Raw genomic sequence first — 15,432 nt, forward strand, 5'->3', positions numbered from 1 at the left:
CGGGGGACCTGGGTGCGCGTCAGGCCAGCATGTAGCCGGTCTTGACCTGCGTGTAGAACTCGGCGGCATGGCGTCCCTGCTCGCGCGGGCCATAGCCCGAGCCCTTGCGGCCGCCGAAGGGCACGTGGAAGTCCACGCCGGCGGTCGGCAGGTTGACCATGGTCATGCCGACCTCGGCATGGCGCCTGAAATGCATCGCGTGCTTCAGCGAGTTGGTGCAGATGCCGGCGCACAGGCCGAAGGGCGTGTCGTTGCACAGCGCGAGCGCATGCTCGTAGTCGGTGGCGCGCAGCACGCAGGCGAGCGGGCCGAAGATCTCCTCGCGCGCGATGCGGTGGCCGGGCTCGGCCAGGAACAGCGCCGGGCTCATGTAGTGGCCGGTGGTGGCGCGCTCCAGCGCTTCGCCGCCCCACACATGCTCGGCCCCCTCGGCGCGCGCGATCTCGACCCAGGCGAGATGCCCCGCGAGCCGTTCGGCGTCGGCCACCGGGCCGATCTCCACGCCGCGCTCGAGCGCATGGCCCACGCGCAGCGCCTTGAGCCGCTCGCGCAGCCGCGCCACGAAGGCGTCGTGCACCGCGGCCTCGACGATCAGCCGGCTCGAGGCCGTGCAGCGCTGGCCGGCCGAGAAGTAGGCGCCCTGCACCGCGCAGTCGACCGCGCGCTCGAGGTCGGCATCGGCCAGCACCACCAGCGCGTTCTTGCCGCCCATCTCGAGCTGCACCCGGGCCCGGCGCGCGGTGGCGCCGCGCAGCACGCGCTCGCCGACGGCGGCCGAGCCGGTGAAGCTCAGCGCGTCGACGTGCGGGCTGTCGACCAGCGCCTGGCCGACCTCGCGGCCGCTGCCCATCACGAGGTTGAACACGCCCGCGGGCAGCGCCGCGCGGCTGATGATCTCGGCCAGCGCCCAGCCGCAGGCCGGCACCCGCTCGGCCGGCTTGAACACCACGCTGTTGCCGTGCGCGAGCGCGGGCGCGATCTTCCAGGCCGGCACCGCGAAGGGCGCGTTCCAGGGCGCGATCAGGCCGACCACGCCGAGCGGCTCGCGCGTGACGTCGACCTGCACGTCCGCGCGCGCCGAGGCCAGGCTCTCGCCACCGCCGGCGCCCGCGCCGCCACGGAAGGCCTCGCCCGCGAAGAACTTGAACACCTGCCCCGCGCGCGCCACCTCGGCCACGGCCTCGGGCAGCACCTTGCCCTCCTCGCGCGCCAGCAGCAGGCCCAGCTCGTCCTTGCGCGCCAACAGCTCGGCGCCGATGCGGTCGAGCACGTCGGCGCGGCGCTGCGGCGTGCTGTGGCTCCAGTGGGGGAAGGCGTCGGAGGCGGCGCGGATCGCCGCGTCGGTCTGGCGGCGGTCGGCCCGTGCGTACTCGGCCACCACTTCGCTGGTGTCCGAGGGATTGGTGCTCACACCGGTGGTCGCGCTGGTTTCCCAGCGGCCGTTGATGTACTGCCGCACGTTCTGATGGATCTCGCCGTGGAACACCGTGGCGCCGACCTTGTCTCTGTTGTTGTAGGGGTTGGGCGGCAGTCTAGGAATGAAACGGATATCGATCCAATCATTTTTTCGACAAAATGAATATCGATCGAGACATTCTGGAAAACCCGGGCGAACCGAGGTTCTCACCCTTCATGACGAACTACACCCATTGGTTTATCCGCGCGCGGCTCAAGACGCGCCAGTTGCTGCTGCTGGTGGCGCTGGCCGAGGAAGGCAACATCCACCGCGCCGCGCAGGTGCTCAACATGACGCAGCCGGCGGCCTCCAAGCTGCTCAAGGACCTGGAGGACGTGCTCGAGGTGCCGCTGTTCGAGCGGCTGCCGCGCGGCATGCGGCCGACCTGGTACGGCGAGACCATGATCCGCCACGCGCGGGTGGCGCTCGCGAGCCTGAACCAGGCGCACGACGAGCTCACCGCGCTCAAGGCCGGCCGCTTCGGCCAGGTGAGCGTGGGCGCGATCACCGCGCCGGGCCTCACGCTGCTGCCGCCCGCGGTGGCGATGGTCAAGCGCGAGCAGCCCCACCTGCGGATCTCGCTCGAGATCGAGACCAGCCCGGTGCTGATCGAGCGGCTCGAGCAGGGCAAGCTCGACATCCTGGTGGCGCGGCTGTTCGCCGAGCACGACAAGTCGCAGCTGCGCTACGAGGCGCTGACCGAGGAGCCGGTGTGCGCGCTGGTGCGACCCGGCCATCCGCTGCTGGGCGTGAGCGGCCTCACGCTGCGCGACGTGGTCGGCGAGGGCTGGATCGTGCCGCCGGCCGGCAGCGTGCTGCGGCACCGCTTCGAGCTGATGTTCCAGGAGGAGGGGCTGCAGCCGCCGATCAACACCATCGAAAGCTCGGCGCTGCTGTTCATCACGCGCATGCTGCAGCAGAGCGACATGGTGGCGGTGCTGGCGACCGACGTGGCGCGCTACTACGCCGCGCACGGCATCGTGTCGCTGCTGCCGCTGGACATGCCCTGCCACATGGACGCCTTCGGCATCATCACGCGCACCGACCGGCTGCTGTCGCCGGCGGCCAAGGTGATGATGAAGGCGCTGAAGACGGCGAGCCTGAGCGTCTACGGGCGCAAGCTCGAGATCGACTGACGGGCCGCCGGCCGGGCTTCAGGTCCAGCCGGCGTCCACCGTAAACTCCTGCGCCGTGCACATCCGCGCATCGTCCGAAGCGAGGAACAGCACCATGCGCGCGATGTCCTCGGGCATCAGCTTGTCGGGCAGGCACTGGTTGCGCTTCAGGGCCTGCTCGCCCTCGGCATCGAGCCACAGCGCGACCTGGCGCTCGGTCATCACCCAGCCGGGCGAGACGGTGTTGATGCGGATGCGGTCGCGGCCCAGCTCCACCGCGAGCCCGCGCGTGAGGCCGTTGACCGAGGACTTGGCGATCGCATAGCAGGGATAGCCCGAGCCCTTGGTCTGCCAGCCGGTGGAGCCGAGGTTGACGATCGAGCCCGCGCCCAGGCGCTTCATGCCCGGCACCACCGACTGGATCGCGAACAGCGCGGGGCGCTCGTTGATCGCCATGCGGTTGTCGTAGTAGTCGGGCGTGACCGACTCGAGCGTGTGGCGGTCGTCGCTCGCGACGTTGTTGACCAGCACGGCGAAGTCGCCGAGTTCAGCCGCCGCATCGGCGATGGCGGCCTGCAGCGCGCCGATGTCGCGCACGTCGCAGGCGCGCCACCAGGGCGCCGCGTGGCCGGCCTGCGCGATGCGCTGCGCGAGCTCGGCGCTGGCGGCTTCGGCGATGTCGACGAAAGCCACCCTGGCGCCCTGCGCGGCGAAGGCGGACACGATGGCCGCGCCGATGCCGCTGCCGCCGCCCGTGACGAACACGGTGCGGCCCGAGAGGCTGGGGTGGATGGCGAGGGAGGAGGAAGCGGTCAAGGAGGTCTCCGGACGGGGTGGTCTTGATGCATTGCAAATTGCATATCAGTGCATACAGTTATTTTTGATTTCAGTTATCAATATGCCTTGATACGATCCGCGGCGTCAAGAAGACCCCGCCATCCGGCACACAAGAAAGAAGGCACGCGCCATGACCGCCGCAGAGACAAGCCCCCTCCCCGCGCCGACGATCCTCGGCACGCCCGAATGCATCTGGGATGCCGGCGCCAACCTCGGCGAAGGCACGCTGTGGTCGCCGCGCGAGCAGGCGCTCTACTGGATCGACATCCTCACGCCGCGGCTGTTCCGCTTCGACCCCGCGAGCGGCGAGCGCCGGACCTGGCGCTTCGCCGAGGAGATCACCGCCATCGCCGAGCGCGCCGCCGCCCCGGGCCTGGTGATCACGCTGCGCCGCGGCTTCGCCTTCTTCGATCCCGCGACGGCGCCCGAGGCCGAGACCGCCGCGCCCGCCTACCTGCACCAGCCCGAGCCCGAGCGCGCGGGCAACCGCTTCAACGACGGCAAGTGCGACGCGCGCGGCCGCTTCTGGGGTGGCAGCATGGACTTCGACTGCCAGGCACCCACCGGCGCGCTCTACCGCTACGACGGCGACGGCCGCTGCAGCCGGCACGACGACGGCTTCGAGGTCACGAACGGCCCGACCTGGTCGGCCGACGGCCGCACCCTGTACTTCAACAATACGGTGCTCAACCATCTCTACGCCTACGACTTCGACATGGAGGCCGGCACGGTGGCGAACCGCCGCCTCTGGCACCGTTTCCCTGCGACCGACGGCCTGCCCGACGGCATGACCACCGACGCGGCCGGCCGGCTGTGGATCGCGCACTGGGACGGCGCCTGCGTGAGCTGCCACGACCCGGTGAGCGCGCGGGAACTCGCGCGCATCGCGCTGCCCGCGGGCAACGTCACCGACTGCGCCTTCGGCGGGCCCGACCTGCGCACGCTCTACATCTCGACCGCGCGCAACGGCCGCACCGAAGCGCAGCTCGCGTCGGAACCGCTGGCCGGCGGCCTGTTCGCCGTGCGCGTCGACGGCCCGGGTGTACCGGCGAGCCTGTTCGCAGGCTGACCCGACCCTGCTGGCCCCACGGGCACGGGGGATTGCGATGCCGGCGCCGCCGAGTCGCCGGACAATCCCCCGCTTCGCTCCGACGGCCATGCTGCACTTCACGACCGACGACCTCCGCCCGCAGGACCGCTTCGACCACTGGTGCGAGGTGCGCGGCCGGCACCTGTTCGGCGTCACGATCGAGCTGCCGCGCGAGCGGCGCACGGCCTTCGAAGGGCACTTCCTCTCCACGCCGGTCGGCGACGCGAACGCCTGCGCCAGCGTCTCCGAGCTGCGCGCCTCCTCCTACCGCGTGAGCCGCACGCGCGCCGACATCGCGCGCGTCGCGGGCCAGAGCCTGTGCATCGGCCTGCAGGTGCGCGGCCCGGGCTGGGTCAGCAGCGGCCGCGACGAAGGCCGGCTGGTGCGCGAGGGCGACCTCGTGGTCCACCATGCCGACCTGCCGTTCGAGGCCACGCCGATGCGCGGCGACGGCTTCGATTTCCGCTCGCTGCGCATACCGCTCGCGCCCGGCATGCTGCTGGGCGCGCGCGCCGACGACCTGTTCGCGGCGCCGCTCACGCGCACGGCCGCCTTCGCGCGGCCGCTGATGGCGCTGTTCCGCGCGCTGACGACGCGGCCGGGAGAACTCGCGAACGCCGGGGCCGAGGTGGTGCATGCCGTGCGGCTGACGCTGCTGGCGCGCGGCCGCCTCGCGCCGGGCCTGCCCGAGAGCCGCGCCGCGCTGCGCTCGGGCCTGCTGCACGCGGCGCGCGAGATCCTGCAGCGCGACCTGCGGCTGCCCGAGCTCTCGCCCTCGAGCGTCGCGCGCGAGCTGGGCATCTCGCTGCGCCAGGTGCACGTGCTGTTCGAGCCCACCGGCCGTTCGTTCGCGCGCACGCTCACGGCGCTGCGGCTCGCCGATGCCTTGCGGCTGCTGGGCGCGGCGCCGGGCCGCTCGATCACCGACATCGCCTACCTCTGCGGCTTCGACAGCCTCGCGACCTTCTACCGCGCCTTCCGCGCCGCCTATGCCATGACGCCGCGCGACGCGCGGGCGCTGGCCGACGGCCCCTGATCGTTTCGCCGCGGGGCGCCTGCGCGCAATGAGAAGACGCGGCGGCCGCGCGCGCCAATCATCGCGGCCATGTACCTGCATCCCCTCACGGCCGGCCTTCCGATGGCGGAACGGGAATGGCTGACCCGCCACAGCGAGCTGCGCTACTTCCGGCGCAACGAGACCGTGCTCGAGGCCGGCGAAGACACCGACCGCGTCTACTGCGTGGCGAGCGGGCTGCTGCGCGTGGTGGCGCGCAGCCGCACGCCGGGCGCCGACTTCACGAGCGAGTTCATCCGCGCCGACGACTTCTTCCTCGACCTCGGGCTGCCGGAGGACCGCTACCGCTCGACGCAGGCGCTGGTCGCGGCGCTGCCCTCGTCGGTGCACCTGGTGTCGGTGGCCGCGCTGCGCGAGCTGTGCGCGCGCCGGCCCGAGATCGCGCTGCGCCTGCTGGGCCTGGTGGCGAAGCGGCTGGCCCTGCTGCGCGGACGGCTGCGGCGCGTCTCCACGCTGTCCTCGGGCGCGCTGGTGGGCCACGTGCTGCACCAGCTCACGCAGCTGGCGCCGGTGCACGCGGGCGGCTTCGACAAGCGCATCTCGCAGTCGATGATCGCCTCGTACTCGGGGCTGTCGCGCGAGGTGGTCAACAAGACCATGCGCGCCATGGAGCAGCGCGGCCTGCTGCGGCGCGATGCGCAGGCCGTGCACGTGCCCGAGGATTTCGCGCTGACGGATTTCGGCACGGTGCCCGACGACCGGCTGTCGGCGGCCTGAGCCCGGCGCCGGGCTTCAGGCGATGCCGAAGCGGTGCTCGGTGACGCTGCGGAACACCTCGCCGGGCCGCAGCACCGTGGAGGGAAATTCCGGCCGGTTCGGCGAATCGGGGAAGTGCTGCGTCTCCAGGCACAGGCCGTCGCCCTGGCGGATCGCCGCGCCGCCGCTGCCCAGCAGGCTGCCGTCGAGGAAGTTGCCCGAATAGAACTGCACGCCGGGCTCGGTGGTGTGCACCTCCATCGTGCGGCCCGAGGGCTCGTGCGCCAGCCGCGCGGCCAGCGCGAGGCCGTCGCGTTCCTGCGCGCGGTCGAGCACCCAGTTGTGGTCGTAGCCGCGCGCGATCAGCATCTGCGCATGGCCGTCGCGGATGCGATCGCCGATGGCCAGCGGCTGCCGGAAATCGAAGGGCGTGCCCTCCACCTCGGCCAGCCCGGTGGGGATCAGCGTGGCATCGACCGGGCAGTAGCGGCTGGCCGGCAGCGTGAGCCGGTGCGCCATCACGCTGCCCTGGCCCGCGAGGTTGAAGTAGTCGTGGTGGCTCAGGTTCAGCACGGTCGGGCGGTCGGTCTCGGCGCGGTAGCCGATGCGCCAGGTGTTGGCCGTGGTGCTCAGCTCGTAACGCACCGCGAGCCGCAACTCGCCCGGATAGCCCTCGTCGCCATGCGCGCTGACATGGCGCAGCTCGATGCCGATGCGGCCCGGCTCGCCCGGCAGCGCGTAGATGCTCCAGAAGCGCTTCCCGAAGCCCTGCGTTCCGCCGTGCAGCGAGTTCGGCCCGTCGTTGAGCGCGAGCTGGTGCGCCTGGCCGTCGAGCTCGAAGCGCCCGGCGGCGATGCGGTTGGCGAAGCGCCCGACGATGGTGCCGAAGTGCGGATGCGGCCCGAGGTAGGCCGCGAGGTCGGGCAGGCCCAGCACCACGTTGGCGGCGCGGCCCTGGCGGTCGGGCACCAGCAGCGCGGTGACGATGCCGCCGAGGTTGATCGCCTGCAGCCGCAGGCCGAGGCCGTTGTCGAGCGTGTACTCGATGACGGGCCGGCCGTCGGGCATGCGGCCGTAGCTGCGCTGGGAGATCCTCGGTTCGCTCATTAAAGTACCTTCGTGCTTCGCACTGCGGTGCGAGCTTGCTTGGGGCGGCCCGGCGCGGCGCTCATGGACATCGTGCCTTCGCCTTGCGTTCGATGGGCGTGAATGTACGCGGGCCGGCCGCCCTTCAGCGCTCGGTGCCGCGCGGCTCCGGGTACATGGCTTCGCGCGCGCAGGCCGCGGCGGCGTTCGGCCCCGCGCGGTCCTTGAGGTCGTGGAAGTCGGGCGGCTCCGCGGCCGCGGTGCGGATCTCCACGCGATGGCCGGCGCGCTGCAGCGCCTCGGCGAAGCGCTCCTGCAGCGCGAAGGGCGTGTTCTCGTCCTCGCGGTTGCCGATCAGCACGATGCGGCGCGCGGGATCGGGCACCACGCCGTCGACATGGTCGAGCGGGTCGTAGAAGCGCGTGCTGCCGGTGGTGTCAGTGCGGCCATCGCGCGAACGCCCGAGCAGGCGCGCGCGCTCGAGCAGGCCGTAGGCGCCCGAGGTCAGCACCGCGCAGGCCACGCGCGTGCGGCCCAGCGTGAGCAGCGCGGCACCCGCGGTGGCGCCGCCGCTGTGGCCCAGGATGACCAGGCGCTGGATCCGGTGGCGCTGCATCAGCGCGTCGAGCGCGGCATCGAGCGCATGGAACTCCACCGGCTGGCGCCGCTGGCGGTGGTTGCCCGAGGAACCGTAGGTGCCGGGCCGCGCGACGAAGATCCAGGGCACGCCGGCGCGGTCGCGGTTGCGCTGCGCGTCGGCGGTGCGCAGCGCCTCGGTGTTGCCCGAGATGCGCGTGGGCGGCTGGTCCATCACGGCGTCGCGGTCGCCCGAGAACTGCACGATGGCGACGCGCGCGCCCTCGATGTCGCTGCTCGCGAAATAGCGGATGCAGGCCGGCCCCTCGAGCGGCTGCACCCAGAGGAAGCCGAAGCGGCCCTCGGGGCAGTTCTCGCGCACCGCGGGCTGGTTCCAGTGCAGCACCTCGTCGCCGATGGCACGGATCGCGGGCGGTCGGATCTCGGCGCGCTGCGCGCAGGCCGCCTGCACCAGCGCCACGGCGAGCGCGCACAGCAGCACGGAGGTCGAGCGCAGGTTCATAGCTTCTGCAGCAGCTCGGGGATGTCGCCGAAGTCGGAGCGGTCGCGGTCGCCCTTCACCAGCAGCAGGTCGCCGTCGCGCAGGAAGGCGCCGAGGTAGCCGGCGGCCTCGGCCGCGCTCTCGAAGTGCGGGCCCAGCATCGAGGCCGGCATCTCCTCGCGCAGCCAGCGCATCTCCTGGCCGTGCGTCACCACGTGCTCGATGCCCGAGTCCAGCAGCGGCGCCGCGAGGCTGCGGTGCATGGCCTCGGCCGCATGGTCGAGGTTGACGATGCGGCCCAGCATCGCGATGCGGCGCGCGACCGGCGCGGCGCCATTGCCGCCACCGCCCGCGCGGCCGTAGTCGCGCACGAAGGCCATCGCATTGCGCATCGACATCACCTCGGCGTTCCAGCTGTCGTCGATCAGCGTGGCCTGCACGCCGCTTTCGGTGCGCAGCGCCTGCACGTGCATCACCGAGGCCGGCAGCCGCACGCCGGGCATGCGCGCGCAGGCGGCCTCGGGGTCGAAGCCCATCGCGACCAGCGCCGCGAACGAGAGCGTGGAGTTGCGCACCAGCCCCTCGCTCGCGACCGGGAACAGGTAGGAATGGGTGCGCCCGCGCAGCGCGATGTGCACGCGGCAGCCGTGGCCCTCGGGCTCGGTGCCGAGCACGCGCACGTCGGCCTGCGGCCCGCGGCCCACCACCCAGACCGCGCCCGCGGTGCGCGCGGCGGCCTGCACCATCTGCAGCAGGCAGGGGATGTGGTCGGGCACGATCGCCACGCCGCCGGGCTCCAGGCCGAGGAAGATGCGCGACTTGTACTCGGCCGTCTGCTCCACGCTCACGGCCTGCCGGGTCTGCGACAGGCCGATCTCGGTGACGATCGCCACGTGCGGGCGCGCCATCAGCGAGATCGGGCCGCGGTCCATCCACAGCGAGCTCTGCGCCATCTCGAGGATGCAGACGTCGACGTCGGGCCCGAGGCTGGCCAGCATCGCCGGCACGCCGACGCGCGAGTTGTAGTTGTCGATGGTGGTGTGCACGCGCGCCTGCGCGGGCAGCAGGTCGCGCAGGATCGCGATGGTGGAGGACTTGCCCACGGTGCCGGTCACGCCGACCAGCAGGCCGCGGTAGCGCTCGCGCGCGGCGGCGCCCAGCCGCAGCATGGCGCGGATCGGGTCCTCGACCTGCAGCAGCGGGAAGTCCGGAGCCAGGCCCTCGACCGGGTGCTGCACGATCGCGCCCGCGAGCTGGTCCTGCAGGCCGGGCAGCAGCAGGTGGCGGTCCCAGTTGACCGTGCTGCGCGGCCGGCTGTAGCGCTCGTGCGCGGCCAGGGTCTGGTAGTCGGAGGCGACGAACAGCGCGGGCGCCGGCAGCAGCTCCATGTGCTTCGGGCCGCGCACCACCGAGCGCGCGAGCCAATCGGGCGGCGGCTCGACCAGCCACTGGCCGCGCGTGATGCGCTGCAGCGCCTCGGCGGTCCACACCGGCTCGGGCGTGGCCGAGGCGCCGGGGCGCAGCGCGAACAGCACGGGCGCGGGCCGCTCGGGCAGCGGCAGCGCCACCTGCGAAGCGCGCAGCCCGCACCACACGGGCAGGCGCTGCGCCGGCCATTCGGGCGCGGGCACGGTCTCCTCGGTCTCCTCGCCCAGGCGCGCGGGCCGGGCGCTGCCGACCACCCGCACCTCGATCTGCAGCACGTCGCTGCGCAGCAGGCTGCTCGCGGGCGGCCGCAGTCCGTAGCGGTCGCGGTGGATGCGCCCCGGCTGCCAGCGGCTGGTGGGCCACATCCAGTCGCAGGGATCGTGGTCCATGCTCTCGCCCCAGGGCGGCATCTGCGTGCTGCGCATCGGCATGGCGCGGAACTGCACGCGCAGATCGTCGGTCACCGGTTCGACCGCGCGCCAGAACGACTCGATCCACAGCATGCGGCGGCCCGAGATCTGCGTCGGCGCGCAGCGGATGCCCAGCAGCTCGAGCGGGCCGAAGCGCACGGGTGCGAAGTGGCGAGAATCGGGCGGCAGCACGTCGACCAGCCATTCGGGCCGCGGCGCGAGCAGCGGCGCGACGCGCGCGAATGCCGGCTCGGGCAGCGCCGGTGCGTCGGCGGCCAGGCGCGAGGCGCGCTCGGGTGGCGCCAGCGCCAGCGTGCAGCGGCCCTCGGGCAGCACCGCCATGCGGGTGCCCAGCGCCTCGCACTGGCGCGCGAAGCGCGCGGCCGCGCCGCGCGCGCGCTCGTTCGCGTACTGGCGCGAGCGGCCGAAGCCCACGCCGATCGGCGTGAAGCTCAGCTGCTCCACGCCGCGCGGGCTCAGCGCGAGCGTGAACACGCCCGCGTCGACGAAGTCGCTGCGCACCGCCTCGAACAGCAGGTCGCCCGCGTCGTGCACGATCGGCCGGCCGCGGTAGACCTCGACGCCCTGCAGCACGTGCGCCGAGGTGCCGAGCACCGCATCGGCGCCGGCATCGACGATCGCATGGCCGACCGCGACCTCGGCCTCGGAGGGTTCGGTCTCGAGGTTGTCGCCCCAGTGCACCGTCACCAGCACCACGTCGGCCGACTCGCGCGCCTTCTCGATGCGCGGCGCGAGCAGCGTGGTCCAGGCCGCGGGCTCGTCGAGCGGCAGGTAGGCGGCGCCGGGCTTGTCGGTGCCGGCCGCGAACTGGGGCTGGGTGGCGTCGAGCGAGAACAGCGCGACGCGCACGCCGCCGGCCATCGCGAAGGCCGGGCGCAGCGCGGCCTCGAGGTCGCGGCCGGTGCCGGCCCAGGCGATGCCCGCGGCCTGCAGGTGCCACTGCTGCTCCATCAGCGCGCCCGGGCCGTAGTCGCCGCTGTGGTTGTTGGCGGTGGCGACGATGCCGATGCGCGCGGTGGTCAGCACGTCCAGCATCTCGGGCCGTGCGCGGAAGTAGTAGGAACCGGCCTCGCCCTTCTCCACGCCCTGCTCGCCGGTGGTGGCGACCACGCATTCGAGGTTGACGATGCGCAGGTCGGCCTCGCGCAGCGCGGGGATGCCGCTGAGCATGCGGCGCGCGCCGCCGAGCTCGAGGCGCCGGTAGTGCAGGCGGCGGCCGAGGTTCACGTCGCCGCCGAAGGCGACGGTGCCGGTGCGCGCCGCGGGCGTGTCGGCCGGCGCCTGCGCCTCGGCCTGCGGCGCGGACGGCGCGGCGGTCTCGCCGCCCTCGCGCGCCTTCAGCAGGCGGTGGTAGGCGACATAGCCCGACAGGTAGTGCTCCACGTCGTCGATGCGCACGCGGAAGCTGTGGTGCTTGATGAAGAACGAGCCCGCGATGCGGTCGGGATGGCGGAAGAACATCGCGAGCTCGGGCCAGAAGTGGCCGTTCGCGAGGTAGCGCGCGCGGTGCTCGAGCGCGCCCTCGAACTTGTCGCGGTCCAGGCCCTCGAGCAGGTGGCGCAGCTCGGGATCGGCCTCGATGCGCAGCACCATCTCGCGCGCGGCCATCATCAGCTCGAGCAGGGTCGGGAAGGTGGTGATGCGCTCGCGCACGAAGTCGAGGTAGTCGGCCACGTTGCGCAGCCCGAACTGGTAGTAGCGCAGCGCGGGCCGGTGGCGCGTGAGCTCGTTGACGCAGTAGCCGAGCCAGTGGTCGTGCGCGCGCCAGTGCTCGGCGGCGATGAAGTGGTCGAAGGCCTTCTCGACCATCGCGAGCCAGCGCGGATCGCGCGTGAGGCCGTACAGCCGCATCAGGCCGAACGCGGCCTCGCCGTCGTAGTAGATGACGCGGAAGGCCTCCTTCACCGCGAGGCTGGGCCGGTGCAGCACGTGCACGAAGCGGCCGGTCTCGGGGTCCTGCATGTGGCGGATGCCGAGCGCGAGCAGCTCGAGCAGCGGCAGGAAGCGGCGGTCGCCGGTCAGTTCGGTGTACTTGACGAAGGCCAGCAGGCAGACCGCGTTGCCGCCGAGCTTGACCTCGTGCGCCACGTCGACCAGGAAGGCCGCGCGGCTGCCGTCGGGCAGCACCGCGGGCCGGATCAGCGAGCCCGCGAGAAAGGCCAGCGAGCGGTCGATGGCCTCCTTCTGCGCCGCGTCGCGCGTGAGCTCCCAGGCCTCGAGCAGCGCATAGGTCGAGCTCGCATGGCGCAGCGTGTTGTAGGTCGGGATGGCGCGGTCGAAGCAGGGGAACCAGCCGTAGTGGAACTCGCCCGTGGGCTTGACCTGCGCGGCCAGGTAGCGGCTCGCGTCCTCGACCATGCGGCGCACCGGCGCGGCGCTCCAGTCGTCGAGGCGGCGCAGGTGGGCCTCCTGTCCCTCGGGGACGATCGGCCAGGCGCCCTCGGCGTCGACGTAGACGGCGCGCGTGGTGAAGCACCACACGGGCACGGCGTCGTCGTCGGGAAAGTCGAGCTCCTTGCCGAAGCGCCGCCGGGTGTGCAGCCGCAGGTTGCCGGGGTTGGGCTGGCAGTGGTCCACGCTGCCGTCGTAGAAGACCGCGCTGCCGTTGGCCTCGGGCGCGAGCAGCGCGAACTCGAAGCGGCTGTCGAAGGACACGCCCTGCTGGAAGTAATTGCGCCGCGTCTTCGCGAGCAGTTCCTTGAACTCGCCCCAGTTCATCGGCAGCACGTGCTCGACCAGTTCCGCGCGCAGCCGCTGCGGCGGGCGCTCGCCGCGCTGCGCGGCATCGGCCAGCGCCTCGGCCGCTTCCTCCCAGGCCTGCGCGGCATCGGCGCCGCGGCCCGAGACCACGCGCGCGCGGCTGCCGCCCTCGCCGATCGCGAGGAAGACCACGCTGCCGGTGACCGGCGTGGCCGGCGGCAGCGCGGGCAGCACGCCCTCGGGACCCGCCAGTGCCTGCCTGGCGCGGTTCAGGAGTTCGGCGAGAGAAAGGGTCGATTCGGGCATGCGAGAAAGGAGGAAGACCCCGCCAGCGGCAGGCCGCGCGCATCGTACCCGCGTGCCGGCGTTTCGCGCTGACCGGAGGCTGACAGGGGCCGCCTTGCCGCAGGGGCGAAACGCCTCAGACGCCCCAGGCCTCGAACACCGCCTGCCGCACCACCTCGACCGCCGGCGCCCGCGCACCCGCGGCCGGTTCGATCCAGCACAGCCAGGTGTGGGCGCGCCAGCCGGGCCAGATCGCGAGCTCGCCGTGGCGCTCGCCCTGCTCGGCCTGGTCGAGCCGCATCAGCCCCGCGCCCATGCCGCTCGCGACCATGCTGCGCACCGCGCTCTCGCTGTCGGCGGTGCGGCCCTGGCGATACTCGCGGCCGGCACCGGCGAACAGGCGGTCGAGGTGCGCGCGCAGCACGCAGGTGGGCGGCGTGCCGACCCAGGGCTGCTCGGTGAGCGCCTCGAGCGACAGGCCCGGATGGGCGTCGGCCATCGGCAGCGGCAGCACGACCACCAGGTCGACCGGCGCCAGCCGGTGCAGCGCCAGGCCTTCGCGCGAAGCCACGTCGCTCAGCGTGTAGGCACAGTCGAGCTCGCCGCGCTCGACCGCCGAGGCGGTCTCGTACGACAGCCCCTGGCGCAGTTGCAGCGTGACCTGCGGATGGCGCTCGGCCAGCTTCACGAGCACGTCGCCGAGCCGCAGCGAGACCGGGTCGACCACGGTGCCGAAGCGCACCACGCCCTGCGCGGCGCCGCGCAGCTGCTCGGCGGCCGAGCGCATGCGCAGTGCCGAGGCCAGCGTGCGCTCGGCCTCCTCGAGCAGGCTCTGGCCCGCGGGCGTGGGCGTCATGCCGCGCGGCGTGCGCTCGAACAGGCGCACGCCGAGCTCGTCCTCGAGCGCCTTGAGCTGCGCGCTCACGGCGGGCGCGCTGGTGAACACGCGCTCGGCGGCGCGCGTGAGGCTGCCCTCGCGGGCGATGGCGACGAAGGTCTTCAGCTGGTAGAGCTCCATGGCGGCCGATTGTGAGCGCGCGGCGGCGCGCGGTCCCTTCGTTTTTTCGGAGGGCCCGCTCCAAAGAAGCGAATGGCATTCGCGCAGCCCCGCCCCGATCCTCGGACATCGACTCCTTCATCGTCCGAAAGCCCTCCATGTCCCGATCCCAACGCCTGTACGGCATCGCCGCCTTGCTCTTCGCCACCTCCGGCTGGGGCTCCCTGTTCCTCGTCAGCAAGGGCGTGCTCCACCACGTCGAACCCGTGTGGTTCACGCTGATCCGCTACAGCCTGTCGGCGCTGCTGTTCGCGCTGCTGGTGCTGCCGCGCGGCGCCGCGCCCTGGCGCAGGCTGCGCCGCCATGCGGGCGCGCTGGCGCTGCGCGGCGCGGCCGGCTTCGGGGTGTTCAGCGTGCTGCTGCTGATCGGCCTCGCGCACTCGGTGCCCTCGCACGGCGCGGTGATCATCGCCACCACGCCGATGACCACGCAGCTCGTGCGCTGGCTGCTCGACGGCGTGCGCCCCACGCGCGCCGCGCTGCTCGCCACCGCGCTGGCGCTCGCGGGCGTGGCGATCGTCTCGGGTCTCATCGGCGGTCAGGGCGGCCACGGCGGCGCGGGCAACGCCACGCTGTTCGGCGATGCCATCGCCTTCGTCGGCACCTTGGGCTGGGTCTGGTACACGCGCGGCGCGGCGCGCTTTCCCGAACTCGACGCGGTCGAGTACAGCGCGCTCACGGTGCTGGCCGCGTGGCCGGTGCTGCTGGCCGCCGCGGTCGGTGCCGCGCTGCTCGGCTGGTCGGCGGCGCCCAGCCTGGAAGGGCTGCGGCTGTCGTGGCAGGCGCTGCTGTTCGTCGGCGTGGTGCCCTCGGCCGCCTCGGTGCTGGCCTTCAACCATGGCGTGCGCACGCTCGGCGCCGTCACCGGCACGGCCTTCCTCAACTTCGTGCCGGTGTCGGCGCTGCTGATGAGCGCGGCGCTCGGCACCCTGCCCACGGCGAACGAGCTGCTGGGCATGGCGATGGTGGTGGCGGCGCTCCTGATCCATACCGCCCTGAACCGCAAGGCCAACGCCCTGCCCGCGGCAAGGATCGCGCCGCCCCCGCAGAATCCCTGCACCTACCGCACCCCTGGAGCCACGACACCGTGAGCAGCGA

Annotated in this window: 11 protein-coding genes; 5 read left to right on the top strand and 6 right to left on the bottom strand. The window is 72.8% G+C overall.

Going from position 1 to position 15,432, the window contains the following annotated elements; genetic code table 11:
• Window positions 1-19: 19 nt before the first annotated feature.
• A complete protein-coding gene (locus AC07PU_RS40855) occupies window positions 20-1,486 on the bottom strand; it encodes an aldehyde dehydrogenase family protein (protein ID WP_495323504.1) in 1,467 nt (488 codons plus the stop codon).
• A 146-nt stretch (window positions 1,487-1,632) separates the two neighbouring features.
• Here AC07PU_RS40855 and AC07PU_RS40860 point away from each other — a divergent pair, with 146 nt between their 5' ends.
• Window positions 1,633-2,592 carry a LysR family transcriptional regulator gene (locus AC07PU_RS40860; protein ID WP_093353629.1) on the top strand — a complete coding sequence of 320 codons (960 nt, stop codon included), beginning with the start codon at window positions 1,633-1,635 and terminating at the stop codon, window positions 2,590-2,592.
• An 18-nt stretch (window positions 2,593-2,610) separates the two neighbouring features.
• Here the strand turns inward: AC07PU_RS40860 and AC07PU_RS40865 are convergent, their stop codons facing one another.
• The gene (locus tag AC07PU_RS40865; RefSeq protein ID WP_296781355.1) at window positions 2,611-3,387 is read right to left on the bottom strand and encodes an SDR family NAD(P)-dependent oxidoreductase; all 777 of its coding nucleotides are present in this window, start codon (window positions 3,385-3,387) and stop codon (window positions 2,611-2,613) included.
• A gap of 151 nt (window positions 3,388-3,538) precedes the next feature.
• On the opposite strand from AC07PU_RS40865, the gene AC07PU_RS40870 reads away from it, so the two are divergent.
• From AC07PU_RS40870 to AC07PU_RS40880, 3 genes are all read left to right on the top strand, one after another.
• Window positions 3,539-4,477: an SMP-30/gluconolactonase/LRE family protein gene (locus AC07PU_RS40870; protein WP_495323505.1), complete on the top strand. Its 939-nt coding sequence runs from the start codon at window positions 3,539-3,541 to the stop codon at window positions 4,475-4,477.
• Between the two features lie 88 nt (window positions 4,478-4,565).
• Window positions 4,566-5,534 carry a helix-turn-helix transcriptional regulator gene (locus tag AC07PU_RS40875; RefSeq protein ID WP_495323506.1) on the top strand — a complete coding sequence of 323 codons (969 nt, stop codon included), beginning with the start codon at window positions 4,566-4,568 and terminating at the stop codon, window positions 5,532-5,534.
• A gap of 69 nt (window positions 5,535-5,603) precedes the next feature.
• A complete protein-coding gene (locus AC07PU_RS40880; protein ID WP_495323507.1) occupies window positions 5,604-6,290 on the top strand; it encodes a Crp/Fnr family transcriptional regulator in 687 nt (228 codons plus the stop codon).
• Between the two features lie 15 nt (window positions 6,291-6,305).
• Here AC07PU_RS40880 and AC07PU_RS40885 read toward each other — a convergent pair whose 3' ends face one another.
• From AC07PU_RS40885 to AC07PU_RS40900, 4 genes are all read right to left on the bottom strand, one after another.
• Window positions 6,306-7,376, bottom strand: coding sequence for an aldose epimerase family protein (locus AC07PU_RS40885; protein ID WP_495323508.1), 1,071 nt, complete (start codon window positions 7,374-7,376; stop codon window positions 6,306-6,308).
• A 124-nt stretch (window positions 7,377-7,500) separates the two neighbouring features.
• Window positions 7,501-8,454, bottom strand: a complete 954-nt coding sequence (locus tag AC07PU_RS40890) for an alpha/beta hydrolase family protein (RefSeq protein ID WP_495323509.1) — start codon at window positions 8,452-8,454, stop codon at window positions 7,501-7,503.
• A complete protein-coding gene (locus AC07PU_RS40895) occupies window positions 8,451-13,298 on the bottom strand; it encodes a CapA family protein (RefSeq protein WP_495323510.1) in 4,848 nt (1,615 codons plus the stop codon). Before AC07PU_RS40895 ends, AC07PU_RS40890 begins: the two co-directional genes overlap by 4 nt.
• Before the next feature lie 115 nt (window positions 13,299-13,413).
• Window positions 13,414-14,295 (bottom strand): LysR family transcriptional regulator, encoded by an 882-nt coding sequence (locus tag AC07PU_RS40900; RefSeq protein ID WP_208507762.1) that lies wholly within the window; start codon window positions 14,293-14,295, stop codon window positions 13,414-13,416.
• A gap of 137 nt (window positions 14,296-14,432) precedes the next feature.
• Here AC07PU_RS40900 and AC07PU_RS40905 point away from each other — a divergent pair, with 137 nt between their 5' ends.
• Window positions 14,433-15,425, top strand: a complete 993-nt coding sequence (locus tag AC07PU_RS40905; RefSeq protein WP_208507763.1) for a DMT family transporter — start codon at window positions 14,433-14,435, stop codon at window positions 15,423-15,425.
• The last annotated feature ends 7 nt before the right edge of the window (window positions 15,426-15,432 follow it).

Source organism: Variovorax sp. GW821-FHT10D07 (genome assembly GCF_059415325.1).